This window comes from Mesorhizobium sp. Cs1299R1N1, assembly GCF_037179655.1.
Lineage (GTDB): Bacteria > Pseudomonadota > Alphaproteobacteria > Rhizobiales > Rhizobiaceae > Mesorhizobium > Mesorhizobium salmacidum.
Map to the genome: position 1 here is coordinate 271,478 of NZ_JAPYKR010000007.1, position 25,862 is coordinate 297,339.

Sequence of the window (25,862 nt, forward strand, 5' to 3'; positions counted from 1 at the left end):
TCTTCCTGACTATCCGAGCCTTGCCCGCGCCTTCGCCGTCCAGGCATTGAACAGCCGGTCGGCGACGATGCCGATGAAGGCGATGGCCAGGCCCGCGACGATGCCGCGGCCGGAATCGGCCTTCGACAATGCGATGAACACTTCCTGGCCGAGGTCGCGCGTGCCGACCATGGCGCAGATGATGATCATCGCCAGCGCCATCAGGATGGTCTGGTTGACGCCGAGCATGATCTCCGGCAGCGCCAGCGGCAGTTGCACCCGAAAGAAAGTCTGGCGCGGCGTGCAGCCCGAAACCTTCGCGGCCTCGATCAGCGCCGGCGGCACCTGCCGGATGCCGTGATTGGTGTAGCGGATTGCCGGCACCACGGCGAAGGCAACCGTGGCGATCATCGCGGTGACGTCGCCGACACGGAACAGCATCACCACCGGAATAATGAAGCAGAAAGACGGCAGCACCTGCAGTGTGTCGATGACGGGCGTGACGATCTTTTCGAATCGGTCGCTGCGCGCTGCCATCAGCCCGATCGGAATGCCGATCAGGCAGGCTATGAAGGCCGATATGCCGCAGAGATAGACCGTCGCCATGGTCTTTTCCCAAAGGCCGGTGAGGGCGCAGAAGGCGGTGAGTGCCGCGACAAGTGCGGCCAGCCGCAAACCTGAGAGCCGGTAGCCGGCAAGGCCGAGCAGGAACACCGCGCCCAGCCACGGAAACCCTTCGCAGAAGGCGCGCACTGGATTGAGCACATTGAGGATCAGCGCCACCCGAAACGCTTCGATAACGTCGAAAAAGTTGATCGTCACCCAGTTCACAGCCGCTTTCCACAATGGCGCGGTGGTGAAGGTGATCGCCTTCGGCACGGCCGCGAAGGCCGGCACGAACAGGCCGAGCAGCGTCGTGACGACAAGGATGGCGATGGCCAGCGTCAGATTGGGGTAGCGCCGCCAGAAACGCGGGCTCGCGGACGACCGGTGGACATTGCCTGTTGCCTGCTTGTGGGCGATGGCCTGGCTCAGCCGGTCGAGCGCGATGGCGAGCGCGACGATCGCGAGTCCGGCTTCCATCGCTTCACCGACCTTCAGCGCGCGCAGGGCGAGCAACACGTCGTAGCCAAGCCCGCCGGCGCCGATCATCGAGGCGATGATCACCATGTTCAGCGCCAGCATGATAACCTGGTTGACGCCCACCATCAGCGTCGGCCGCGCCGAGGGCAACAGCACGCGCCACAGTTTCTGCCGCGCCGTGCAGCCGGCCATTTCGCTGAAATCGTCGATCTCGGACGGCACCCGCGATAGGCCCAGCATCGTTGCCCGCACCATCGGCGGCGTGGCGAAGATGGCGGTGGCGATCATCGCCGAGACCGGGCTGTTGCCGAACAGCAGCAGCATCGGGATGAGATAGGCGAAGGTCGGGATGGTCTGCATCAGGTCGAGGGCAGGGGAGACGACGAACCGCTCCGCCCACGGCTTGCGCCACGCCCAGATCCCGGCGAATAGCCCGGTGACGATGCAGAACGGCACGGCGATCGAGATCAGCGCCAGGGTCAGCATGGCGCTGGTCCATTGGCCGAACAGCGCGATGTAGAGGAAACAGCCGCCAACCAGCAGGCCGAGTTTTCTGCCGCCGGCCGCATAGCCGGCAAGGAACGCCGCCGCGCAGACGCCAACCCAGGACAGGCGCGGCAACACGAAAGCGTCGGCGCCGTGGCCGAACTTGAAATTCTTGGCCAAGAGATTGAGCGCGAAGTCGAGCGGCACGCCGAGCACCGCGGTGACCGAGCGGGTCAGCCAGGACAGGTTCGACTTGATCCAGCCCATCAGCGAGCTGACCCAGTCGGCGACGGGGACGACCGCCTCGACCGGATAGTTGACGGCCCATGGCAGTCTGTCCTGCAGCAGGAACACCGCCAGCACGGCGGCAAGCGCGAGCACCCAGATCACCAGCCACCGCTGAATTGGTGGCCTTGTCTGGCTGGCGCTTGCCGTCACCGTCATGCGCCGGCTCGCTCGATGCCGGCCAGCAGATCGATCACCGCTTGCGGCGTCACTTCGCCGATCGGCGTGCCGGTGCCGTTGATCACCGCGAACGGTTTTCCGGCGGCAACGATGCTGGCGGAAAAACTCGCAATCTTGGCCTCCGGCGCCACCGTGCCGCCATGCTCGGCGCCATCGCAGTCACGCATCAGGCTGCGCGCCGAGATCACCTTGGCGCGGTCGACGTCGCGGGTGAACTCGGCGACATAGTCGGTCGCCGGATTGACCACCAGTTCTTCCGGCGTGCCGATCTGGATCACCTCGCCGTCCTTCATGATGGCGATGCGGTCGGCGAGCCTGATCGCCTCGTCGAAATCATGGGTGATGAACACAATGGTCTTGTGCAGCATGGTCTGCAGCCGCATCAACTCATCCTGCATTTCGCGGCGGATGAGCGGATCCAACGCAGAGAACGGCTCGTCGAGGAACCATATCTCGGGCTTGGTTGCGAGGCTGCGGGCGATGCCGACGCGCTGCTGCTGGCCGCCCGACAATTCGCGCGGGTAGAAATGCTCGCGCCCGCGCAGGCCGACGAGTTCGATGACTTCGCGGGCGCGCGCCTCGCGTGTCGAACGATCCTGTCCCTGGATGCTGAGCGGGAAGGCGATGTTGTCGAGCACGTTGAGATGCGGCAGCAGGGCAAAATTCTGGAACACCATGCCCATGCGATGACGCCTGAGTTCGATCAGCGCGGCATCGGAAATCTTGAGCAGGTCCTTGCCTTCGAATTCGACCTTGCCATGTGTCGGTTCGACCAGCCGCGACATGCAGCGCACCAGCGTCGACTTGCCGGAGCCCGACAGGCCCATGATGATGAAGATCTCGCCCTGCCGGATTTCGAGGTCGACGGCGCGCACCGCACCCACCAGCCCCGCCGCCGAGACGTCAGCCATGCTGGCCTTGCCGTCGCGCTCGCGGATGAAATCGGCGGCGTTCGAGCCGAACAGTTTCCAGACATTACGGCAGGCAAGTTTTATCGGGCGGGGATTTTTTCCCGCATTCGATGCCTGTTCAATCGCTTCCGTCATTCAGTCGTCCTTCTGGAGCATCAGGAATTGAGACCCGGCTGATATCAGCCGGGTCTCCCTTTTCCAGTCGGAGCGATCACTGCGCCCAGGCTTTCCAGTCTGCCTCGTGGGCGGCGATCCAGGCGGCGGCGACGTCTTCCGGCGTCTTGCCGTCGAGGTCGATCTCGCCGCTCATCTTGTTCAACTCGTCGGTATCGACCGTGTAGGCCTTGGCCACCTTGTAAGCGACCGGCCATTTGTCCTTCATGCCGTTCCAGGAGTATTTCCAGATCTCGCCATGCGGCTTGCCGCAGTCGTATTTGGCGTCCGGGTTCACGCCCCATTTCGGGTCGTTGTAGCATTCGGGCGTGTATTCCGGGAACTGCACCCATTCGCCCTTGTATTTTGCGGGCGCCCAATGCGGCGAATAAATCCACAGCATGATCGGCGCCTTGCGCTGATAGGCGGAATCCAGTTCGGCGAACATCGCCGCATCGGTGCCGGCATGGATGACGGTGAAGGGCAGTTTCAGCGCCGCGACACGTTCATCGTCAAAGCCTTCCCAGGTCACCGGGCCGCCGAGGTAGCGCCCCTTCGGCGCCGTCTCGGCGGTCGAGAACGATGCCGCGCAGGTGGCGTCGAGCAGCGCGTGCCAATCCGGCAAGGTCGGGCACTTTTCCTTCATGTATTCGGGAAACCACCACTCTTCCTTGGCCTTGGGCCCGAGCTTGCCCAGCCTTTCGGTCTGCCCCGTGGCGTCGGAAGCCTTCATGGCTTCGCCGGCGGTGGTGTCCCAGAACTCCAGGCCGACATCGATATCGCCATTGGTGAGGCCGGTTGTCAGGCTGGAGAGGTAGTCGGCGGTGGGGTATTCGACGGTATAGCCGAGCTTTTCCAGGATGCCGCCGAGGATCTTGGCGTTGAGGTTGACGCTGGTCCAGTCGAACAAAGCAATCTTGATCGGGTCGTTGGATTCCGGTGCCGCTGCCTGCGCCGTTGGCACCAGCACACTTGCCGCGGCAAGTGCAAAAACTCCCATTGAGAATTTTGAAATCACACTGCGAATTGGCATTGCTTGGTTCTCCTTCAAGCTGTGACGATTGTTGGTCGTTCCCTTTTTGCGTCTTTTCTTGATTGTGTTGGAAAGGCCGGCTGTTGCGCAAGGCCGTTATCGCCAGCGCAGGCGCGGCGATGCTCGATTTCGGTGATAACGAACGCTGCCGAGGCGGGCAGTCTCATGGCCGATCGATCGTCGCGACGGCGATCCGCGGATCAATTGCCAGTCCTGCAACGCCCTGCAAGGTGCGAGCCATCAAGGTCCCATGATCCCGAGCATTTCCGGCGGAATTGCTCTCGGCTATAGCCCTGGCAAGCCCCGTCTCGCCAGCACTGTTTCATAGGATGAAATTATATATACCAACGTTCATGCCGCGCAACGACTAACGCCACGCTTGCGCCGGAATTTCAGACCGCAGGCGAAGCCGGCGGGACATGGCTCGCATGTCCCGTTACCAGCAGACGTAGCCGCCATCGACGATCAGGTCGAGGCCGGTGACGAAGCTCGACGCCCGGCTGGCCAGGAACACCGTCGGCCCGACCATTTCCTCGGGCGCCGCCATGCGTCCCATTGGCGTGTCGCGTTTGAAGATCTTCACCTGTTCGGCCACCTCCGGCCGTTTGTTCATCGGCGTCAGCGTGTAGCCCGGGCTGACGACATTGACGCGCAGCCCACGATCGGCCCATTCCATGGCGAGGCTCTTCGACAGATGAATGACGGCGGCCTTCGAGGAATTGTAGTGCGCCTGCGTCAGCCCGCGATTGACGATGGTGCCCGACATCGAGGCGATGTTGATGATCGAGCCCTTGCCCCGCGCCAGCATCTTGCGCGCTTCGGCCTGGCAGGACAGGAACACACCGGCGACGTTGACGTCGTGCACTTTCCGCCACTTTTCCAGCGGCAGTGTCTCCGCTGGTTCCGAGCCGGCAATGCCGGCATTGTTGACAGCGACCGTCAACGCACCGAGTTCGGCTTCTACGCGATCGATGGCCGCCGCGAGATCGCTATCCGAGGTCACGGTGCCGGTCAGCACCAGCGCCCGGCGGCCGAGTGCCGTGATCCGGTGAGCGGTGTCGTCCAGCCCGCCCTTCGACGTATGGCCGAAACAGGCGACATCGGCGCCTGCCTCGGCCAGCCCGATCGCGATTGCCTGGCCAATGCCGCTGCCGGCACCAGTGACCAGTGCGACATCGCCCTCCAGTTTGAAAAGATCCATTGCCTTGCCTCCCTTGTCGAAGGAGGTTATGCGCATTGCCGTCCTTTGATCAATCTCATCAGAAGTCGCAAGCCTTTGGGCGCCGGTCAGTGGACCAGGCCTTGAGCGGCACGGGCTTGAACTTGCCCTTGATCGGCTTGCCCTCTTCAAGGTCCTTGGAGACGATGCCTACGCCTGTGAGATAGTTGATGTCGCAGCCGCCGAGCGTCGTCTTGACGCCATCCGACGTCTGCTGGTTCCAATCCCAACTGCGGCTGTAGCCACCGACCAGGAATTGGCCCCGGCGATAGACGATCGTCATGGTTTCTTCCGTCGACTTGCTGGCGCCGCATCCGAAGCAGGACGTTATCGCCAGCGATCCCTTGCCCTTGATTTCAAGGTCGAGGACCCGATCTTCCGTCAGTCCTTTCCTGACGAAATCGGGGCGACGCGAGGAATCGAACTTCTCCTCGCCGGTTGCCAAGTAAATATAGAGATCGGCCGGCGCACCAAGCTCCTGCATCACCCTCGCCCAATCCATCTTGCCGTCCTGGTCGATATCGAGCTTGAGCTCGAACGTTGGCGGACTTTCGGCAAATCCCACTGCGGGCAGCGCGACGAGGCCAACGAGCCAGGCAACGGCCGCGTGATGAAATGCCGTCATGAGCAATCGTCCGCCGTGAGTGTTCAGCCTAACACCGACCGGGACGGAGGAAAATACGAAACCCAGGCAGACCTCGAGTGCAATCGACTACGTGACGGCTTCAGAAATATCCGTCCGAGGCGCGGGTGCGGTCATTGATCGACTGCACGTCGGTCCAGAAGGGCAGGCACACATGTTCGGCGCCGGCAATGTCGAAGGCGTCGCGGCCGACCGGCCGTTGGGCGAGAACATTATTGATGATGACGGTCGCCGCCGGCCTCGGCGGCGTGGCCTTGATGCTGCGGATCTTCACCGGCCGATCTCGAAGAACGGCTTGCCAAGCAGGTCGGGAACGACGTCGATGCCAAGGCCCGGCCCGGCGGGAATGCCCATGCGGCTGCCGGTGACCGGCGGCGCGTTCGACGCGGTGCGCACCGTCACCCATTCATGAAAGGCAATCGCGTGCAGCCGGCGCTCCTCCGGCGTCGACAGCGACAGATGCGCCATGGCGGATGTATCGATCTCGGCGCCGCCGGTATCCTCGACCGTGATCATGAAGCCGAGGTCGACGGCGACGTCCCGGATCAGTCGGGTCTTGGTGACGCCGCCGAGCCGCGAGATCTTCAGCGTCAGTCCATCGGCCGCGCCGAGGCGATGGATTTCCAGCATCGCCTCGAGCGAAGTGACGGATTCGTCGAGCACCATCGGTTTGTCGAGCATGCGGCGCACGGACATGTTCTCGTCGATCGTCGTGCAGGGCTGCTCGAACGTATAGTCGATCGCCCGCGTCGCATCGGCGAACTGCCGCGCCTGGTAAGGCGCCCAACCGGCATTGGCGTCGCAGAAAATGACAGTGCCTTTCGGCACCGAGGCGGCGACCGCGGTGACGCGTTCGATGTCGTCATGGACATTGCCGCCGACCTTGACCTGCAGCCGGCGGAAGCCGTCCTCGACGATGCGCCCGGCAAGTGCGGCCATTTGATCGACCGTGCCATGGGTAACGACCTTGTAGAGTTCCGCCGTGTCGCTTTCCTTGCCGCCGAGCAGCGTCACCAGCGGCACGCCGACGGCGCGCGCCGCCAGATCCCAGCAGGCCATGTCGAGCGCTGATTTGATGTAGGGATGGCCCTTGAACACGGTGTCCATCAGCCGGCCGATGCTGGCCAGCCCGCACAGGTCCTGGCCGATAAGATGCGGTGCGATCTCCGGCACGCCGGCCCTTGTGCCGGCGGGGAAGGCGGCCGAGTAGAAATTGCCGAGCGGCGCCATCTCACCCCATCCGGTGATGCCGCTGTCGGAGGTGATGGAGACGATCACGGCGTCGAAGCAGTCGGCCACGCGTCCCTTGGACATGCGATAGGGGCCGTCCACGAAGGGCTGCACGACGTGATAGGCTTTGATGGTTTCGATCTGCACGTGGGGTATCCATTATCCGCGATGAGGGAAGGGGGTCAGGCGCCTTTCGACGGGCGCCTTTCGAGGCCGCGCGCATAGGCAAGAAGCTCTTCGAAATCGAGGTCGATATGCTCGCGGGCATGGCGCTGGGCGGCACGCATGTCGTCGCCCTTGAGCAGCGCCACATAGGTTTCATGGATATCTTCGGCCGGCACGGCTTCCTTTCGCGCCTGTTGGTGGAGGGCGAAGTACATCTGCAAACGGCTGGTCAGCCTTTGCCAGGTTTCCAGGAGCACCGAATTGTCGGCCCATTCATGGATCAGGCCATGCAGTTGCAGCGCGGTTTCGATCTGCCTTGTGGTGTCGCGGTCTCGGGTCGCCTGTTTCACCGCCTCATGCCGCCGGTCAAGCTCTTCGAAGAAACGCTGGTCGCGCTGCTTCCACGTCCGTTCGATGGCGAACTCGTCCAGCACCTTGTTGAGCGAATAGACGTCGTCGATGTCCTTGGCGGTGACATTGATGACGAAGGTGCCGGCATAGGGGGTGCTGGTCAGGATGCCTTCCTGCACCAGCTCGCGCATCGCCTCGCGCAGCGGCGCACGGCTGACCCGCATCTGTTCGGAAATCCTGAGTTCGTTGAGCCTCTGGCCGGGCTCAAGCTGACCAGTCAGGATCGCGCGCCGCAGCAGTGCCACGATTTCGGCGCGGCGCGTCGTGTCGGCAATCGGGCTGAACTCCGTCTTCACCATCCGGTCCACTCCAGCGAGCACAGAAGGCAAGACAATCAGATTGTCGACAATCTAACAAGAGCTCGGGGTCGGATTTCCAGTTTCCGACGGCGCCGACGTCGCCGCCTTGGTCGGTCTGCTCGTGAAAACGGCGCCCGCGACCCTGGGAAAAAGTCGAGGGCGCCGCGCGGAAACCGGGCCTGCGGGGGAGTCAGGTAGCCGGTTTCTGTGGGAGGGGCGAAATCGGCATTCCGGGGCCGATCTTCTGCAGGTTGCCTGTGATCACCTGGTCGCCTTCGGCGACGCCGCTGAGGATGGCGACCATATCGCCGCTGGTCGGCCCGAGCGAAACCAGCCGCTGGTCGACCGTATTGCCCTTGCCGACGACGTAGAGATATTTGCCGAGTTGGCTTGATCCCAGCGCGACCTGCGGCACCATCAGCGCATCGGGCTGTTGTTTGACGTGCAGCCGCACGCGAACGTACTGGCCAGGCAAGAGCGTGAACTTGGCGTTGCCGATGGTGGCGCGTGCGGTGATCGTGCCGGTCGAGTGATCGATCGTGTTGTCGATAAAGGTGAGCTCGCCCTTCTGGTGGGCTTCGGTCTCACCCGGAAGCAGGACCTCGACCTCGATCGGGCCGGCAGCGCGCGCTTCCTCGATTTGCGCCAGATCCGTCTCGCTCGGATTGAAGGTGACGTAGATCGGATCGAGCTGCACCAGCGTGTTGAGCACGGTGCCGGCAACGCTGACCAGCGTTCCCACGGAAGCCTGGTTGCGGCCCAGGCGTCCGGGGAACGGCGCGTGGATTTCAGCATAGCTCAGATTGAGCTCGGCCGTGCGCACGGCAGCCTGGTTGAGCGCCAGCGACGCCTGCGCCCCGCGCAAGGTGCTGGTGCGCTGGTCGAAGCTGTCCTTGTCCAGGTAACCGCTCTTGGCGAGCTCGGTACCGCGGCCGAGATTGGAACGCGCATAATCGAGCGTCGCCGTATCGCGCTGCACCTGTGCCTTCGCCTGGTCGAGCGCGGCCTGGAAATCGTCAGGCGAGATCTTGTAGAGCAAGTCGCCCTGCCGCACGTCGGCGCCGTCTTGCGCCGTCTGTTCCTGCAGGTAGCCGGGGACGCGCGCCTGCAGCGTGATGCTGCGGATCGACTCGGTCCGGGCGGCATAGTCGAGGTAGATCGGGATCGTCTTCTTGACCACGCTCGCCACCGGCACCGGCATGACGAACGCTGCTGGAGCCGGCGCGGCCCCGGCCGTGCCGGCATTCAGACTGATATTGCCCATGTCCAGCAGGTGGACGCTGGCAACCGAGATCGCACCCAGCGCGACAGCCGTTCCCAACGCGATTTTCCATTTACGCATAATCATTCTCCAATCTTATTCGGCCGCTTCCGCCAGGGGAGGGAAGGCGGGTTTGGCCGTTGGTTCAGTGTGTTGAGAGGCGGGCTCGTCGCCGCCGCGCCGTTCGCGCAGCTGTTCGATGACCGCGTAGAAGACCGGCACGAACACCAGCGACAGGATGGTCGCCGCGACCATGCCGCCGAACACGGTGGTGCCGATCGACTGACGGCTTGCGGCACCCGCGCCGGTGGCGATCATCAGTGGCACCACGCCGAGGATGAAGGCAAACGCGGTCATCAGGATCGGCCGCAATCTCAGCCGAGCGGCCTCCATCGATGCCTCGATGATGCTGAGGCCTTCCTCGCGACGCCGTCTTGCGAACTCGACGATCAGGATGGCGTTCTTGGCCGCCAGGCCGATCAGCATGACGAAGCCGATCTGCGAATAGACGTCGATCTGCATGCCGCGCACCCAAAGTGCGGCGAACGCGCCGAACAGGGCGAGCGGCACCGCCAGCAGCACCATGAACGGCATCGCCCAACTCTCGTACTGCGCCGCCAGGATCAGGAAGACGAAGACGATGGCGAGGGCAAACACAACCGACGCGATCGATCCCGCCTTGAGCTCCTGGAAGGTGATGCCGGTCCATTCGAAACCGAAATCCCTGGGCAGCGCGGTGGCCGCGGCCCGCTCCATGGCGGCGACCGCCTGGCCCGACGAATAGCCGGGCGCGGCGCCGCCATTGATGGTGGCCGAGGCGTTGTTGTTGTAATGCGGCACGGTTTCCGGGCCGACGAACGGCACCAGTTTGCCCAGCGTGCTGAGCGGCACCATGCCGCCGGAAGCATTGCGCACATAGAGCCGTGAAATATCTGCGGCACCCGCACGTGAATCCTTGTCGGCCTGGATGGTCACCCGGAAGGTGCGACCGAACAGGTTGAAGTCGTTCACGTAGAGCGAGCCGAGATAGATCTGCAGCGTGTTGAAGACGTCCGGCAGGTTGAGGCCGAGCAGCTTCGCCTTGGCGCGGTCGAGATCGTAGTTGAACTGCGGCGTCGAGGTCGAGAACGGCGAGAACAGCTGCTGCGGATTGATTTCCGGCTGCTTGCGCGCCTCGGCGATCACCGCTTGCGTGGCGTCGTTGAGGGCCGTGCTGCCGCGGCCGGTGAGGTCCTCGACGACGAATTCGAAGCCGCCCGTGGTGCCGATGCCAGGGATGGAGGGCGGATCGAAGGAGAGCGCGAAAGCCTCCGGGATCTGCATCAGCTTGCCGCGCACGTCGGCGACGAGTTTGGAGGCGCTCTGGTCGGGGCCACGCTCTTCCCATGGCTTGAGGATGGCGAACTCGACCGCCGAGTTCGACTGCGCCGCGCTGGTCAGGAAGTTCAGGCCGCTGATCGAGCCGACGATGTCCACGCCGGGTGTCGCCTGCAGGATGTCGCGCGCCTTTTGTGCCACCGCATCGGTGCGCTCCAGCGAAGCCCCGTCGGGCAGTTGGATGACGACGAAGAAATAGCCCTGGTCCTCGACCGGAAGGAAGGTCGAGGGCAGCTTCTGCCAGACGAAATAGGTGGCGACCAGACCGGCCGCGAACAAGCCGAGCATGATCCAGCGCAGGCGGATCAGGAAGCGCACGCCATGGGCGTAGGCATGCGACAGTTTGTCGAAACCCGTATTGAACCAGCGGAACAGAACAAACTGCGTCTCGCCGCGATGCCGAAGGAAGGCAGCGCTGAGCGCGGGACTGAGCGTCAGCGAGTTGAAGGCGGAGATGCCGACGGAGATCGCCACCGTCAGCGCGAACTGGTTGTAGAGTTTTCCGGAGACGCCGGGAATGAAGGCAACCGGCACGAACACGGCCATCAGCACGGCGGTTGTCGCGATGATCGGACCCGTGACCTCGGCCATGGCGGCTTTTGTCGCCGCCAGTGGTTTCAGTCCGGCCTCGAGCTGTCGCTCGACATTCTCGACCACGACGATGGCGTCGTCGACGACGAGGCCGATCGCCAGCACCATGCCGAGCAGCGAGAGCATGTTGAGCGAGAAACCCATCATCTCCATGATGACGAGTGTCGCCACCAGCGACACCGGAATGGCAATGGTCGGAATGATCGTCGTGCGCCAGCTCTGCAGGAAGATGAACACCACCGCCACGACGAGCACCAGGGCTTCGCCAAGCGTGATCAGCACGTCATGCATCGAGGCCGAGACGAAGCGCGTCGTATCGTAGTGCATCGCATAGTCGACGCCCTTGGGGAAACGGGCCGACAGTTCCTGCATCTTGTCCTTGACGCGCTGCTGCAGATCGAGCGCGTTGGAGCCGGGCATCTGATAGACGGCGAGCACCACGGTCGGGTCCTTACCGAAGAAGGCCGAGGACGAATATTGCAGGGCGCCAAGCTCGATACGGGCGACGTCGCGCAGCCGCACCAGCGAACCCGTGTCCGTGTTGGCACGCACGACGATGTCGCCGAATTCCTTGGGGTCGCTCAACCGGCCGACGGCGTTGACCTGCATCTCGAAGGCTGTGCCGGCGGGCGCCGGCGACTGGCCGATCTTGCCGGCCGCCACCTGGACGTTTTGTTCGGCGATGGCGTTCTGGACGTCGACGGCGGTGATGCCGAGATTGGCGAGCTTGTCCGGGTCGAGCCAGACGCGCATCGAATAGCGCCGTTCGCCGAAGATCTGCACGTCGCCGACACCCGGCAGCCGCTTCAACGGATCCACCACCTGCAGATAGGCAAGGTTGGAGAGCGCCACCGGGTCGACGGAATGGTCGGGCGAGGTCAGGTTGACGATCAGGACGAAGTTCGGGTTCTGCTTCTTGATCGTCACGCCGCCCTGGTTGACGATCGCCGGCAGCGACGAGGCCGCCTGGGAGACGCGGTTCTGCACGTCGACGGCGGCAGTGCTCAGGGAATAGCCGACATCGAAAGTGATGGTGATGGTCGACGAGCCGTCATTGGAGCTCGTCGACGACATGTAGGTCATGCCTTGCACGCCGTTGATCTGCTGTTCCAGCGGCGTCGTTACCGTGTCTGCCACCACTTGCGCGCTGGCGCCCGGATAGTGGGCGCTGACCACGACCTGAGGCGGTGTGATGTCGGGAAACTGCGAAACGGGCAGCAGGAAATAACAAATCGTCCCGGCGAGCACCATGATAATGGCGATGGCCGAGGCGAAGATCGGACGATGGATGAAGAAGTTTACCACGACACATACGCCTCTCCGGCCGCTCTTGCCCGCCCGAAGGCGCTGGCGACCCTGGACAATTGGCCGTGCCCGTTACGGGACCCTTCCCGCGAACGCAGCAACGGCACCTCGCGACGCTGCCCATCGGCGAGCGAGCGCAACATGTTCTCGAATGCGCGGGGGTCTACCCCATCTGCTTTCATGACCAGCCGGATCATCGGATCCCGGACGGCCTCATCCATGGTAAGATCGCGGCGCTGTGGCATTGGCCGGCTCCTTGTCTGTCGATTCGCAGCCTATGCTCGCGAACCGTTTTTCATCTCTTCACCGGCCGAAGCCGCATGATTGGCAGTCTTTTCGTCCATCTCGATCTGGCCCGATCCCAATCTGGCAGGACCAGTTCACGGTCTTGTTATTGACGACGGACTACATAGGTGTTACCAGTAAGTAACATTCTGGAAGTTACAGACCGGTAACACCCTAGTCAAGAGGTGGCCGAGGATTTTTTGGAAACGAAAAAGGAGATCATGATGACAGACGGCGTCGTGGAGCGCTCTCGTCCCCGGGATCGGATCCTGGAGACGGCGCGTGACATGTTCCACAAGCACGGCATCAAGGGCGTCGGCGTCGACGCCATCACCGAGGCTGCCGGCACGAACAAGATGACGCTCTATCGTCACTTCGAGTCCAAGGACGAACTGATCGTCGAATGCCTGCGCGCCAACGCGTTGAAAGCCGGCGCGATGTGGGAAACGTTCGAGGCCGAGCATCCGGGCGACAAACTCGCCCAGCTTCATGCCTGGGTTCGCAAGGCCGCCGCCATGCTCAACACCGACGGCCGCGGCTGCGATATGGCCAACGCCGCCGCCGAACTGACCGAGCCCGATCACCCGGCAAGGCGCGTGATCAAGGAACTCAAGGAAGCCCAGCGCGAACGCCTGGTCGGGCTCTGCCGGGATGCCGGCATCGGTCAGGCCGAACTTCTCGCCGATACGCTGTCGCTGCTGTTTGAAGGCGCGCGCGTCAGCGTGCAGACCGTCGGTGCCGAGGGCCCGAGCACGCAGTTCGTGCGTATGGCCGAAGGGCTGATCGTTTCCTTCAGGGGCACCGCGGCAGGCTGACGTCTGCCGGACTGCCAACGATCTGTGCGATTCCGTGACCGGACGGACCGGACCGCACGCTTTTGGCGCGGCGGCGTCGTAATAGCTGCGGATCAGAACGAAAAAAGCCCGCTGCCGGGAGGAGGTGGCAGCGGGCTCGATTTCGAATGTGGTGCGGGAGGAGGTGCACCCCATTCAGCGTCGGCATCGCATCTGGGAGGAGTAGATGGCCGACAACCAGAAACTACGAGTTGCCCAATGATTCGGCAACAATGAATTGTGCATAGCTGCTGTGCAGATTTGCCGGGTCCCTCGATGAAGTTCAGGAGTACGACCTCACTGCACCGGCACGTTTTCCCTGAAAATCAGTCGCGGCTCGATGAATTTGCGCGTGAGATAGGGCGCCGATGATGCGATCGAGCCGAGCAGTTGGATCACCGACTGCTCCGCGATCAGCCTGGCGTTCTGATCGATGACGACGTCGGCGAGGTCGTCGACGAGATAGCCGCGTGTCTCCCTTGTCAGGTCGTGGCAGATGAACACCGGCTTGCGGTTGGGCCTGGCTTCGCGGATCGCCTTGGCAATGCCGGAGCGCCCGGCGCCGACGCAATAGATGCCGAGCAGTTCCGGCTCGTTGCGCAACGCCTTCATGGTTTCCGCATAGCTGGCATCGGGCTCGTCATTGATCTCGACGGCGCTGCTGACGGTAAGATTGGGAAACTCCTCGCCAAGCACAGAGCGGAAGCCCATCGCGCGCTCTTCATGGCCGCGATAGGAGCGCGAGCCGACGACCATCGCCAGCTGCCCCTCGCGGCCGCCCAGCAAGCGTCCCATCAAAAGGGCCGCCGTCCGTCCCGCCACGCGGTTGTCGATGCCGACATAGGCCGAGCGGGGTGCGGCCGGAATATCGGACACCAGCGTCACCAGGCGGATGCCGGCCTCGACCATGTCGCGCAGGATGTTGCGTGTCCTGGGATGATCGACCGCGATGACACCGACGCCGTTGGCCCGCAGCGACAGTTTTTCGACCGCTGTCTGCAGGGCATTGGGCGAGATGCCGGCAAGATTGTGGATCCGGCAGGACGCCACAAGCGGCAGGCGCGAGGCGTAGTCCTCGATATGCTTTGCCAAGTCCTGCATGAAGGCATTACTGCCGATCGGCAGGAAGAATTCGAGGTTTGCGGGTTTCGAGGGAAGCGTCACCTGGTCGGCGACCGGCAAATAGCCGAGCTGCTTGGCGGCCTCCATGACGCGCTGCCGGTTGGCGGCACTCGCTCCGGGCCGATTGTTGAGCACCCTGTCGACCGTTGCGGTTGACAGCCCGCAGTTCCTGGCGATGTCGGAGACGGTGGCCTTCATGCCGCGACCCTGTGCGTCGATGCCTCCTCAGTGCCCCGGCTTGCCGTCGGCGAGGGCGTCGCGGATGTCCTTGTCCGACATGCCGGTGATGATGCGCTCGACCTCCGTCACGGTTGTGGTCTTCGGATCGATGTCGTCGGCGACCACCTTGCCCCTGCGCATGACGACGATGCGGTCGACCACCTGGAAGACATGGTGGATGTTGTGCGCGATGAAGATGCAGGAGTGGCCGGAATCGCGCGCGTTGCGCACGAAGCTCAGCACGCCTTGCGTCTCGGCGACGCCGAGATTGTTGGTCGGCTCGTCGAGGATGATGAGGTCGCTGTCGAAATGCATGGCGCGCGCGATCGCGACCGCCTGGCGCTCGCCGCCGGAGAGCGAGCCGATCGGCGTCGTCGGCGGGATGTTCTTGGAGATGCCGACCTGTTTGAGCAGGTCGCGAGCGACCGTGTTCATGGCCTCCTGGTCCATGCGATTGAGGAAGCGCGGCGGCTTGATCGGTTCACGACCCAGGAACAGGTTGCGCGCGATCGACAATTGCGTGACCAGGGCGGAGTCCTGGTAGATGGTCTCGATGCCCTGGGCGATGGCGTCGCTGGTGCTGCGCAAGGTGACCTTCTTGCCGCGGATGAAGATGTCGCCGCTGGTCAGCGGCACCGCGCCGGAGAGAACCTTGATCAGCGTCGATTTGCCGGCGCCATTGTCGCCCAGTAGGCCGACGATCTCACGCTCGTTGACATGGAAATTGGCGTCCACCAGCGCTTGCACGCGGCCATAGGACTTGCGGATGTTCTGCATGCGGATCAGTGGCTCGGCCATGGTTCAAGTCCCCGCCTGGTGCCGGCGTTCCAGCCATGAATGCAGCGCCATCATGCCAAGGATGATCGCGCCGATGAAGATGTTGTAGGCAAGGCCGGGCACGCCGATCAGCACGATGCCGTTGCGCATCACGCGCAGGATCAGGATGCCGAGCACGGTGCCGATGATGGTGCCGCGCCCGCCGGTCAGCGCCGTGCCGCCGATCACCACCATGGCGATCACCTCGAGCTCGTAGCCGGTGCCGCTGTTGGGGTTGGCGGCGGATGTGCGCAGCGAGGAGATGACGCCGGCAAGCGAGGCCATGAGCGACGACAGGACGAACAGGCCGACCTTGACGCCGCTGACATTGACGCCGCGGGCGCGCGCCGCGTTGGGATTGCCGCCCGCCGCCTGGATCCAGTTGCCGGTCCGGCTTTGCGTCAAGACGTAGCCGAGCGCGATCGCCGCGGCGATGAACCAGAACAGCGACATGTAGATGCGGAACGGCCCGATGAAGAAGTCGCCGACCAGCGCCTCCGCCAGCCAGCTGCCCTCGGCGCTCCAGGTGCGCTGCGGAAACCCGTCGGTGATGAAAAGCGCGCTGCCGCGCACCACCAGGAGCATGCCGAGCGTCACCAGGAAGGACGGGATCTTGAGCTGCGTGACGAACCAGCCATTGACCAGCCCGATCAAGGCGGCAACCACCAGCGCGACGACGAAGCCCATCTCCAGCGACGTGACGCCGGCATTGAACAGCGTCCACATCAGCACCGGCGAGAAGCCGAACAGCGACCCGACGGAAAGGTCGAATTCGCCTGACGTCATCAGCAGCGTCATCGCCAGCGCGATCAAGCCGAGTTCGACCGTGAAGGCCAGTGTGTTGGAGATGTTCTGCGGTGACAGGAAGTCGTGGTTGAAACCCCAGAAAACGGCGATCTCGACGATGAGCAGAACGAAGGGTCCGAATTCCGGCCGCGCGATCAGGCGTTGAGTGAGCGAATGATTTTCCACTGGTAACCCGCGACATGGTTGGAACGGGCCGCGACCACCACCGCATCGGGTGGACATGCCGCGGCCATGAAGGTATCTGGCGCCGCACGAGATGCGCGGCGCCAGCGATCGCGGATTATTTTCCGGACAGGATCTTGTCGTAGACCGCCGCGGTGTCCTTCTCGTAGAGCGCGCCGGTGATGACGTTGAAGCCCGGAGGAATGCCGCTGGCCGCCATGTTGGCGAGCGACAGTGCCACATAGCTGGTCGCCTGCGGATCCTGCCACTGGCCGGCATTGACATAGCCGTTCAGCACTTCCTGGGTGGTGTCGAGCGAGTTGCCCCAGCCGACGACCGGGATTTCGCCCGGCTTGACGCCGACCTGGTCGAACACGCGCTTGATCGAACCGGTGACGAGGTCGCCCAGGCCGATGATGGCTTTGACCTTGCCCTTATGGGCGGTGAGATAGTCGACCATGCGGTTGATCACCTCGGCCTGGTCGAGCGTCGCTTCGGTCACTTCATAGGTGATGCCGAGCGGTCCGAAGACGCTCTTGATGCCTTCTTCTTCCTGCACGCCGTAGGTGGCGCCGGGGATCTCGACCGGCATCCATACGAAGTCGCCCTTTTTCACCAGGCCCTTGTCGACCAGATACTGCGCCCAATGCTTGCCGAAGGTGACGTTGTCGCCACCGACATAGGCGTTGAAATTGGCCTTGGGATCGGGCGTGTTGAAGTTGATGATCGGAACGTTGGCCGCGCGCGCTTCCTTGACGATCTCGACCAGGCTGCCCGGATCGGGGCTGGTGGTGACGATGCCGTCGGCCTTGGCCGAGAGGGCGGCGCGCACCGCTTCCTGCTGCGAGGCGACGTCTCCATTGTGGAACGAGGTGTTGACGGTGTTGCCGGTGTCCTTGGCCCATTGCTTGGCGCCGGCGAGGAAGTAGGTCCACACCGGGTCGGCCGGCCCGCCATGTGAAATCCAGTAGAACGTCTTGGCCTGCGCGGCTGCCGGAATGACCGTCAGCGCGATCAGCAGGCCGTAGAGCACAAGTCTTAATCTCGTCAGCATTTGATTTCCTCCCGGTTGAAGATGATCCGTCCCTTGTTCCGGCTTCAGCCGGATTGCGTCTTTTGCCAGCGCCGCTCGGATGCCTAAGAGCATTCCCTTTTTCGACGGATGGCAAGCCTCCATCTGCAGATGTAGTCGGCGCCTGACGGGGCGCCATCAACGACCCCATCAGATCGCATCAGTTGGGATGATTTTTTCCAGGCCAGCCGAATGATCGTCGCCGAGGCTCAGCCGGGCGGACTGCCCTGGCCAGTTTGGGCGGTCACTTGGGGCGAAAGCCCCCGAAGAGCCGGTTAGAGCAGGCCGGCCTTGGCGAGATCCCGCATCAAATGGCTGGCGCCGTAGCTCCAGTGCGGGCAATCGGGCGACAGCCGCACGCGGTTGACCAGTGCGCCGAATTTTTCCGACGAGATGGTGACGATGTCGCCGACCTTGTGCGTGAACCCCTTGCCCTTTTCGCCGCGATCCTTCGACGGCACGAACATCGTGCCGAGATAGAGCGCCAGCCCGTCCGGATACTGATGGTGCGGCCCCATGGCCGCCGCAACCAGTTCCTCCGGCGAACGGCTGATCTCGGCCATCGAGCTTGCGCCCTCCAGCGAAAATCCGTCTTCGCCCTCGACCTTCAGGCGCACGACGGCCTGCTTCACGTCATCAATGGAGAACGTATCGTCGAACAGCCGGATGAAAGGGCCAAGCGAGGCCGAGGCGTTGTTGTCCTTGGCCTTGCCGAGCAGCAGCGCCGAGCGCCCTTCGACGTCGCGCAGATTGACGTCGTTGCCGATGGTGGCGCCGACGATCCTGCCGCTTGACGTGGCGATCATGGCGATCTCCGGCTCCGGATTGTTCCAGGTCGACACCGGGTGGAGGCCGACGTCGGCGCCGAAGCCGACCGAGGCCATGGGCTGGCACTTGGTGAAGATCTCGGCATCGGGGCCGATGCCCACTTCCAGATATTGCGACCAGGCACCGCGCGAAATCAGCTTGGCCTTGATCTCCATCGCCTCGGGCGAACCGGGCTTGAGCTTCGACAGGTCGTGACCGATCAGGCCGGCAATGTCGGCGCGGATAGCGTCGGCCTTTTCCGCCGAGCCGCGCGCCTGTTCCTCGATCACCCGCTCGAGCAGGCTGACGACAAAAGTGACGCCGGATGCCTTGATCGCCTGCAGGTCGACCGGAGACAGCAGAAAGGGTTTTGCCGGATCGCGCGTGGCTTCGAAACTGTTGGCCGCGATATCGTCGAGGAGGCCGATCGGCCTGCCCTTGGCCGAGCGCACATGGCCGGCCGGATCAGCCAATTCGCAAACGTCGCGCACCGTGGGCGCCGCGCTCGACGTGATGTCGAAGACGGTCCCGTCACGCACCGTGACCACAATGGGATGCGAGGCGGGCGGTAGTCGAGCGCGGCCGAGAAAGACACCGTCACCAGGGATGTTAATCGTGTTCGTCATCGTTCTCTCGTTGTTGGGCGGGACAAATCAGATTGTGAAATTCCGGCGGCCTCTCTTCAAGTCAAATCGCACCGAAGGCCACACGCTTCTCCGGCATCAAAGCTCATGCCAGCGCAGTCGCGTCCGCGAGGTCATCGATTCCCTCGGCTCGAGTGTCCTCAGGCCGCCGATGTGATGAGCATCCACTGTATGCGAGACAGGTTCGAAACAGAAAAAACCGGCGTCTCGTGCCGGCGAATAGAGAATGAAGACGCCGAGTGGCGGCGATGCCTCGATCGAGACGACGATGGCATCATCGGGTTGGACGATCGAGGCGCGTCCATCCCATCCCTCAAACGCATTGTTTACCCAGGTATCGGGAAGCGGCGCACGTCTCGAGAAATCCCAATCGAGGTGGTCGGTGAGTGGCACCATCCTGGTCGGCAGGTGGCGTTCATCCTCAAGCCAGACGCTCTTGGCCGATGCCTGGAGCGACGTGTGCGCCTTGCGCGGAAACCATGGATGGAAGCCAAGCCCATAAGGCAGCCGGATTTCGGCCCGGTTCTCAATGGTCAAAGTAGCGCTCAACGCGCCGTTCTCCAGTCCATAGAGCACGCTCGCATAGTAGCGATAGGGTCCGATCGACCCATCGCCCAGAACAAACTCCGCCTCGGTCCCCGTCCGCCGCTTCAGACGCCAAGGCTTTTGAAAAGCGTCGCCATGAAGCGGGAACGGCTCGCCTTCGACATTGGGTTCTATCGCATGGAAACGCTTGTCGAACTCGAAGCCGCCGCCGGAAATCCGGTTCGACCATGGCGCCAGCAACTGGGAGCCGAATTTCAGCAATCCTTCCGACGGCTTTATCACCGGTGTGACCACGCCGTCGGAGCGAAGCGCGTCGTAGCGCAGGATTGCCGCGCCCTGGCGAGGGTTGACAACCACCCTGGCGCGTTCGTCGGCAAGTTCGATCGTGTCCATGTTCGTCATCGACGGGATAACACGACTACCAGCCGCCATCGACGTGGATATCCTGACAACTGATCATGTCCGCGGCAGGCGAAACAAGAAACAGCACAAGATCGGCGACGTGATTCGGCTCGATGCGGCGCTTCAGGCTCTGGTTGCCATGATCCAATCACTGTATTCCTTGAGCCGCTCGCCGAACACGCGCCCCTCTGCTTCGGAAACGACTGCGCCCGGCGACACTGCATTTACGGTGATACCATGCGGCCCCAGTTCCCGTGCCAGCAATTTCGTGAGGCCCAGCATCGCGCCCTTCGATGCGACATAAGGTACATAGCCATCCCACCGGCCATTGAGTGTGATCGAGCAGAAGTTCACGATTTTACCATACGCCTTCGCCTTCATGCCGCTTCCACCTTCACCCGTGCGGCCCATCCCGTCCACGCCTTCCGACGGGGGTGGCCGCGACCATCAAGTGGTATCGACGCTGGACGGGTTCGAAGGCTGGGTTGATGGGGCGCCGATCAGGCGAGGTCGTGATTCAGCTTGACAGTTTCATGAATATGAAAAAAACTAAGATGATTTCATAATCTTACAGGCAGGTCGATGTCGACCCTTGCAGCAAATCAGCCGTTGCCGGAATTCCGCTCTTCGCCGGTGTTCCGCTTCACCATGTTGCTGCCCGGCGCATTGGTCACCTTCCTGCTGATCCTGTTCGCCCTTGGCCTCGTGCTTTTCCTTGCCTTACGCGGCAATGACGGCTCATTGCTCGGCGCCGGTTTCAGCCTGTCGAATTTCATCACCGTGGCCTCGGACCCTCTCTACTGGACGGTGACGTTGCGCTCGCTGGTCATCGCCGGCCTGGTGACGATGGCAACGGTCGTCACCGCCTATCCCGTCGCCTACTATCTGGCCTTCCATGCCGGCCGCAGGCGCGGCCTGCTGCTGTTCCTGGTGACGCTGCCGTTCTGGACCAGCTATCTCCTGCGTGTCTTCGCCTGGAAGATCGTGCTGGCCTACAATGGCGTGCTGAATTCGGCGCTGATTGAAAGTGGCATCTGGTCCGAGCCGACACTGGCATTCCTCAACACGCCGGCCGCTGTCGTCGTCACGCTCGCCCACGCCTACGCGCCTTTCGCCATACTGCCGATCTATGTGGCGCTGGATACCATTCCGAAATCGCTGCTCGAAGCCGCTTCCGACCTTGGCGCCAGGCCATTCACATCATTCCGCCGCGTCGTCCTGCCCAATTCGATGCCGGGCGTCCTGGCAGCGGCCCTCGTCGTCTTCGTGCCGACCGTCGGCGACTATGTCACCCCGGCCATGGTGGGCGGCCCAGCCAGTACCATGATCGGCTCGCTGATCCAGTCGCAGTTCGGCAAGGCCAATGACTGGCCGTTCGGCGCCGCACTTTCGGTCTGCGTCATGCTGGTCATTCTGCTCGTGGTGTTGGTCGCGCGCGGCGCCGACCGCCGGTTTGGCAGCCGCACATGAAAGCAGGGCACGCCAACATGAAACGGGATGGCCGGTGGCTCGGCCTGTATGTGGTTGCCTATCTGGTCTTTCTCTATCTGCCGGTCCTGCTGATCCCGCTGTTTTCCTTCAACGATTCCATCCAGGCCGCGTTTCCCCTGCAAGGCTTCACACTGCAATGGTATGCCACGCTCCACGGCAATCCGGCCCTGTCGGGTGCGCTCGTCAACAGTCTCGTCATCGGCGCCATCGCCGCCTCGGGCGCCACGCTGTGCGGCATCACCGTGTCCTATATGGACCTCTATGGCCGCTCACCGCTGGCCGCCACGATCAGCGCCATCGCGCGGCTGCCGATCCTCATTCCCGGCGTCATCGTCGGCATATCACTGCTGATCCTGGTCAATCTCGTCGGCCTCGGACCGTCGCGTGTCGCCATCGTGCTCGGCCATATCCTGGTCGCCTTGCCGACCACCGTGGTCGTCATGCGTAGCCGTTTCGCCGCCATTCCCGGGACGGTTCGCGAGGCGGCGCTCGACCTCGGCGCCTCCGACTGGACGACGTTCCGGCGCGTCATGCTGCCGCTCAGCCTGCCTGCCGTGCTGTCGGCCTTCATGCTCGCCTTCCTGATCTCCTTCGACGAGTTCATCGTCGTCTTCTTCCTCGCCGGCACGGAGCCGACCCTGCCGCTCTATATCTGGAGCCAGCTGCGCTTTCCCCGCTCGCTGCCAACCGTCATGGCGCTGGGAACAGTGATCCTGGCCGTGTCCTTCATCATCGCCGGAACCGCCGAAATCCTGCGCCATCGCGGGCTCGGCGCGGTTCGCCGCAATCCAGCCTGAACCACAACAACGAGAGAGGAGAACAAAATGATAGTCCACCTGAAATCGATATCGGGACACAAGGCCCGGGCCGGCCTCGCAGCACTTGCGCTAGCACTGTCTTCGACCGTGGCGCTCGCCGCCGAGAAGCTGCAGTACTTCACCTGGTCGGGCTACGAGCTGCCCGATTTCAACAAGAGCTTCCTTGCCGCGCACCCCGATGGCGTCGAGGCTTCGATCTTCGGCGACGACGACGATGCCTTCACCAAGGTCAAGGCCGGCTTCCGGCCCGATATCGCGCACCCCTGCTACGACAAGGTGGCGCGCTGGAACAAGGAAGGCCTGCTGCAGCCGATCGACACCAAGCGCATCAAGAACTGGGACTCGATCTTCCCGGTGTTCAAGAACCTGCCCGACCTGCAGGCCGGCGACGGCAAGGTCTGGATGGTGCCATGGGACTGGGGCAACACCTCGATCCTCTACCGCACCGATCTGGTGAAGAACCCCGAGGCGAGCTGGAACCTTCTGTGGGACAAGCAATATGCCGGCCGTATGGCGACCATCGATGCGGTGCACGACACGCCGATCGTCGCCGCACTTCTGGCCGGCGTAAACCCCTTCGATATGACGGCGGAGCAGATGGACAAGGTCGCGGCAAAATTGCGCGAACAGCGCCCGCTGCTGTCGAGCTACACGACCGACATGACCTCGGTCGAGCAGGCGCTTGCCAGCGGCCAGTTGGTCGCTGCCATGACCTGGAATGCCTCGGCCACCTCGCTCAGGAAGCAGGGTGTGCCGGTCGAGTTCATGAAGCCGAAGGAGGGCATGCTGACCTGGGCCTGCGGCTTCGTCATGCTGAAGGACGCCAAGAACGTCGATCTCGCCTATGACTTCATCAACAGCCGGCTGGACGCCGATTCCGGCAAATTCCTGATCGAGTCCTACGGCTATGGCAGCTCGCTCTCGACCGCCTTCGCCGGCGTGCCGAAGGACGAATTGGAAAAGTTGCAACTGCCGTCCGACCCGGAAGTGATGTTGAAGAGCACGATCTTCACTGGGCCGATGAAACAGAACGACGATGTCGCCAAGATGTTCGAAAAAGTGAAGGCTGGCGGTTAAGCGCGGTTCTTCTTTCTCCCATTGTTGTGGGAGAAGGTGTCGCCGAAGGCGACGGATGAGGGTGTTCCAGCTTGGCACCGGCGGTATTCCGTCACGCACCCCTCAACCGTCTCGGCGCTGCGCGCCGGTCCACCTTCTCCCAGAAGAAGGGGAGAAGGGAAAACAACGAGGATCGACAATGGACATACTGGACGAAGCCGCTTCAAAGCCGAAGGACGATGCCGACGTTCGCGTCGGCCGCCGCGTGCGGGCGTTGCGACTCGAGCGCCGCTTGTCACTGGCAGAACTGGCGGCAAAAACCGGCATATCGATCGGTGCGCTCAGCCAGATCGAACGCGGCATGTCCTCGCTGCGCGTCAAGGTGATCTGGCCGCTTGCCGCCGCCCTCGACATCGAGCCGTCGGCGCTGATCGCCGACGGCGGCGATGCCGTCAATGATCTCTATTGCGTGCGGGCCGACAAGCGGCGTTCGATCCCCGTGAAGTCGGAAGGCATCGCCAAGGCGCTGCTGTCTCCGCCCGGCGCCACGCTGACCGGCATGCTGGTGACGGTGGAAGCCGGCGGCGGCACGGCGGAAGCCTATGCGCATGCCGGCCATGAATTCGGCTGTGTACTCGCGGGCGAGGTCGAACTGGTGGTGGATTCGACGAAATATTTGCTGAAGGCCGGCGACAGTTTTGCTTTCAAGAGCACGCTTCTGCATGCCTTCCGCAACCCCGGTGGCGAGCAATGCCGGATCCTTTGGGTCAACACGACCAAGCCCTCCGAGGTTCGCGATGGCGCCTGATCCAATTGTGCGGCTGCAGGCGGTGTCGAAGGTGTTTCCGGGTGGCATAGTCGGGCTCGATGCCGTCGATCTCGACATCGTCGGCGGCGAATTCCTGACCCTTCTGGGTCCGTCCGGCTGCGGCAAGACCACCAGCTTGCGCGTCATTGCCGGCTTCGAAAGCCCTTCGAGAGGCAGAGTGTTGCTCGATGGCCGCGACATCACCGCGCTGCGGCCGTTCGACCGGCCGGTCAACACCGTGTTCCAGGACTATGCGCTGTTTCCTCATATGAATGTCGCCGAAAATGTCGGCTTCGGCCTGTCGCTGCGCAAGCTGGCCGGCGGCGAACAGGCAAGACGCGTCGCCGAGGCTCTTGACATGGTCGGCCTTGCCGACAAGCTGCGCGCCCGCGTCTCCGAATTGTCGGGCGGCCAGCGCCAGCGTGTCGCGCTTGCGCGTGCCATCGTCTGCGAGCCCCGCGTGCTCCTGCTCGACGAGCCGCTGTCGGCGCTGGATGCGCATCTGCGCGAACAGATGCAGGTCGAATTGAAGCGGCTGCAGTCGCGGCTCGGCACCACATTCGTCATGGTCACGCATGATCAGACCGAAGCGCTGTCGATCTCCGACCGCATCGTCGTCATGAACAAGGGCCGCATCGAGCAGACCGCACCACCGGCGACGCTTTACGACCGCCCCGCCACCAAGTTTGTGGCAAGTTTCATCGGCACCATGAACCTGCTGCAGTCGCGCTTTGTCGGCAGCTATGGCGATCGCCTGCGTTTCACCGCCGGCGCCTTGCCGCTGGAAGCTGTCCCCGACACCGGCGATCAGCCTCGCGAGGGCGAGATGCGCACCATAGGTGTGCGCCCGGAGGATTTGCTGGCGGCCGCCGAGGCCACGCCCGGTACGGCGCCGGCACGGGTCAACAGCATCGTCTTCCATGGCCGTACGTTGCGCCTGCACGCCGAACTGGGGCAAGGCATGCCCGTTGTCATCGACGCGCCGCGCCAGGCCGAGGGCTTTCAATTCAGCGCCGGCGACGTGGCGCATATCAGCCTTCGCCGTGGCGCCAACTGCCCTATGTTGCCTGGGTAGTTGTGGGTCGCCGCTATGGGGCTGGTTCCATGCTATGTGGTCAACAAAAGAACATTGGAATTAAGTAGGAATTGACTCGTCCAGGAATGAATTCCTATTTTGGCGGATGCCCGAACCCAGCAGCCGGCCGCGCCGAAATGTGCAAACCCTTTGCTTGGCCCACGAAGTCGGGCAGCTAATTCGTGTCCGATGCAGGAACTGCAACATCACTCGGTACTATCTGCCGGGCGATCTAGCGAAGCTGGTCGGTGACATCCCCTTTTGGGACGTTGAACGGCACATGCGATG

23 protein-coding genes and 1 pseudogene are annotated in these 25,862 nt (G+C 63.0%); 6 read left to right on the forward strand and 18 right to left on the reverse strand.

Going from position 1 to position 25,862, the window contains the following annotated elements:
- Window positions 1-9: 9 nt before the first annotated feature.
- From O7A70_RS17540 to O7A70_RS17590, 11 genes are all read right to left on the reverse strand, one after another.
- Window positions 10-1,992 carry an ABC transporter permease gene (locus O7A70_RS17540; protein WP_337141488.1) on the reverse strand — a complete coding sequence of 661 codons (1,983 nt, stop codon included), beginning with the start codon at window positions 1,990-1,992 and terminating at the stop codon, window positions 10-12.
- Window positions 1,989-3,059 carry a quaternary amine ABC transporter ATP-binding protein gene (locus tag O7A70_RS17545; protein ID WP_337141490.1) on the reverse strand — a complete coding sequence of 357 codons (1,071 nt, stop codon included), beginning with the start codon at window positions 3,057-3,059 and terminating at the stop codon, window positions 1,989-1,991. The genes O7A70_RS17540 and O7A70_RS17545 overlap by 4 nt, the downstream gene beginning before the upstream one ends.
- Window positions 3,060-3,135: 76 nt before the next feature.
- Entirely contained in the window at window positions 3,136-4,110 is a 975-nt protein-coding gene (locus tag O7A70_RS17550; RefSeq protein WP_337141492.1) for an ABC transporter substrate-binding protein, read from the reverse strand.
- 436 nt (window positions 4,111-4,546) lie between these two features.
- Window positions 4,547-5,311 (reverse strand): SDR family oxidoreductase, encoded by a 765-nt coding sequence (locus tag O7A70_RS17555; RefSeq protein WP_337141493.1) that lies wholly within the window; start codon window positions 5,309-5,311, stop codon window positions 4,547-4,549.
- 58 nt (window positions 5,312-5,369) lie between these two features.
- Window positions 5,370-5,954: a hypothetical protein gene (locus tag O7A70_RS17560; protein ID WP_337141494.1), complete on the reverse strand. Its 585-nt coding sequence runs from the start codon at window positions 5,952-5,954 to the stop codon at window positions 5,370-5,372.
- A gap of 100 nt (window positions 5,955-6,054) precedes the next feature.
- A complete protein-coding gene (locus O7A70_RS17565; protein ID WP_337141495.1) occupies window positions 6,055-6,246 on the reverse strand; it encodes a hypothetical protein in 192 nt (63 codons plus the stop codon).
- Window positions 6,243-7,349, reverse strand: coding sequence for a mandelate racemase/muconate lactonizing enzyme family protein (locus tag O7A70_RS17570; protein WP_337141496.1), 1,107 nt, complete (start codon window positions 7,347-7,349; stop codon window positions 6,243-6,245). The genes O7A70_RS17565 and O7A70_RS17570 overlap by 4 nt, the downstream gene beginning before the upstream one ends.
- 35 nt (window positions 7,350-7,384) lie before the next feature.
- Window positions 7,385-8,077: a GntR family transcriptional regulator gene (locus O7A70_RS17575; RefSeq protein ID WP_337141497.1), complete on the reverse strand. Its 693-nt coding sequence runs from the start codon at window positions 8,075-8,077 to the stop codon at window positions 7,385-7,387.
- A gap of 190 nt (window positions 8,078-8,267) precedes the next feature.
- Window positions 8,268-9,419 (reverse strand): efflux RND transporter periplasmic adaptor subunit, encoded by a 1,152-nt coding sequence (locus O7A70_RS17580; RefSeq protein WP_337141499.1) that lies wholly within the window; start codon window positions 9,417-9,419, stop codon window positions 8,268-8,270.
- 15 nt (window positions 9,420-9,434) lie between these two features.
- Window positions 9,435-12,611 (reverse strand): efflux RND transporter permease subunit, encoded by a 3,177-nt coding sequence (locus O7A70_RS17585; RefSeq protein ID WP_027142278.1) that lies wholly within the window; start codon window positions 12,609-12,611, stop codon window positions 9,435-9,437.
- Entirely contained in the window at window positions 12,605-12,856 is a 252-nt protein-coding gene (locus O7A70_RS17590; RefSeq protein WP_337141501.1) for a hypothetical protein, read from the reverse strand. The genes O7A70_RS17585 and O7A70_RS17590 overlap by 7 nt, the downstream gene beginning before the upstream one ends.
- Window positions 12,857-13,120: 264 nt before the next feature.
- On the opposite strand from O7A70_RS17590, the gene O7A70_RS17595 reads away from it, so the two are divergent.
- Window positions 13,121-13,711 (forward strand): TetR/AcrR family transcriptional regulator, encoded by a 591-nt coding sequence (locus tag O7A70_RS17595; RefSeq protein ID WP_015318879.1) that lies wholly within the window; start codon window positions 13,121-13,123, stop codon window positions 13,709-13,711.
- A gap of 315 nt (window positions 13,712-14,026) precedes the next feature.
- Here O7A70_RS17595 and O7A70_RS17600 read toward each other — a convergent pair whose 3' ends face one another.
- The 7 genes and pseudogenes from O7A70_RS17600 to O7A70_RS17630 form a co-directional block, all read right to left on the reverse strand.
- Window positions 14,027-15,049, reverse strand: coding sequence for a LacI family DNA-binding transcriptional regulator (locus O7A70_RS17600; protein ID WP_337141503.1), 1,023 nt, complete (start codon window positions 15,047-15,049; stop codon window positions 14,027-14,029).
- 27 nt (window positions 15,050-15,076) lie between these two features.
- Complete coding sequence (locus O7A70_RS17605) at window positions 15,077-15,868, reverse strand: ATP-binding cassette domain-containing protein (RefSeq protein ID WP_337129943.1); 792 nt, start codon at window positions 15,866-15,868, stop codon at window positions 15,077-15,079.
- 3 nt (window positions 15,869-15,871) lie between these two features.
- Window positions 15,872-16,858, reverse strand: a complete 987-nt coding sequence (locus O7A70_RS17610) for an ABC transporter permease (RefSeq protein WP_337141505.1) — start codon at window positions 16,856-16,858, stop codon at window positions 15,872-15,874.
- Window positions 16,859-16,973: 115 nt separating this feature from the next.
- The gene (locus O7A70_RS17615) at window positions 16,974-17,909 is read right to left on the reverse strand and encodes a substrate-binding domain-containing protein (protein WP_023794606.1); all 936 of its coding nucleotides are present in this window, start codon (window positions 17,907-17,909) and stop codon (window positions 16,974-16,976) included.
- A gap of 293 nt (window positions 17,910-18,202) precedes the next feature.
- Window positions 18,203-19,360 carry a fumarylacetoacetate hydrolase family protein gene (locus tag O7A70_RS17620; RefSeq protein ID WP_337141507.1) on the reverse strand — a complete coding sequence of 386 codons (1,158 nt, stop codon included), beginning with the start codon at window positions 19,358-19,360 and terminating at the stop codon, window positions 18,203-18,205.
- A gap of 96 nt (window positions 19,361-19,456) precedes the next feature.
- A complete protein-coding gene (locus tag O7A70_RS17625) occupies window positions 19,457-20,356 on the reverse strand; it encodes an aldose 1-epimerase (protein WP_337141509.1) in 900 nt (299 codons plus the stop codon).
- Window positions 20,343-20,710 (reverse strand): annotated as a pseudogene (locus tag O7A70_RS17630) (SDR family oxidoreductase); the annotation flags it as partial. The pseudogene O7A70_RS17630 and the gene O7A70_RS17625, both read right to left, overlap by 14 nt.
- A 198-nt stretch (window positions 20,711-20,908) precedes the next feature.
- Here O7A70_RS17630 and O7A70_RS17635 point away from each other — a divergent pair.
- The 5 genes from O7A70_RS17635 (at window position 20,909) to O7A70_RS17655 (ending at window position 25,574) form a co-directional block, all read left to right on the forward strand.
- On the forward strand, window positions 20,909-21,796 hold the full coding sequence (locus O7A70_RS17635) for an ABC transporter permease (RefSeq protein WP_337141511.1): 888 nt from the start codon (window positions 20,909-20,911) through the stop codon (window positions 21,794-21,796).
- Complete coding sequence (locus O7A70_RS17640) at window positions 21,793-22,614, forward strand: ABC transporter permease (protein WP_337141513.1); 822 nt, start codon at window positions 21,793-21,795, stop codon at window positions 22,612-22,614. Before O7A70_RS17635 ends, O7A70_RS17640 begins: the two co-directional genes overlap by 4 nt.
- Before the next feature lie 27 nt (window positions 22,615-22,641).
- Window positions 22,642-23,712: an ABC transporter substrate-binding protein gene (locus O7A70_RS17645; protein WP_337141515.1), complete on the forward strand. Its 1,071-nt coding sequence runs from the start codon at window positions 22,642-22,644 to the stop codon at window positions 23,710-23,712.
- Window positions 23,713-23,890: 178 nt separating this feature from the next.
- Window positions 23,891-24,499 carry a cupin domain-containing protein gene (locus tag O7A70_RS17650; RefSeq protein ID WP_337141516.1) on the forward strand — a complete coding sequence of 203 codons (609 nt, stop codon included), beginning with the start codon at window positions 23,891-23,893 and terminating at the stop codon, window positions 24,497-24,499.
- Complete coding sequence (locus tag O7A70_RS17655) at window positions 24,489-25,574, forward strand: ABC transporter ATP-binding protein (RefSeq protein WP_337141518.1); 1,086 nt, start codon at window positions 24,489-24,491, stop codon at window positions 25,572-25,574. Before O7A70_RS17650 ends, O7A70_RS17655 begins: the two co-directional genes overlap by 11 nt.
- Window positions 25,575-25,862 lie beyond the last annotated feature (288 nt).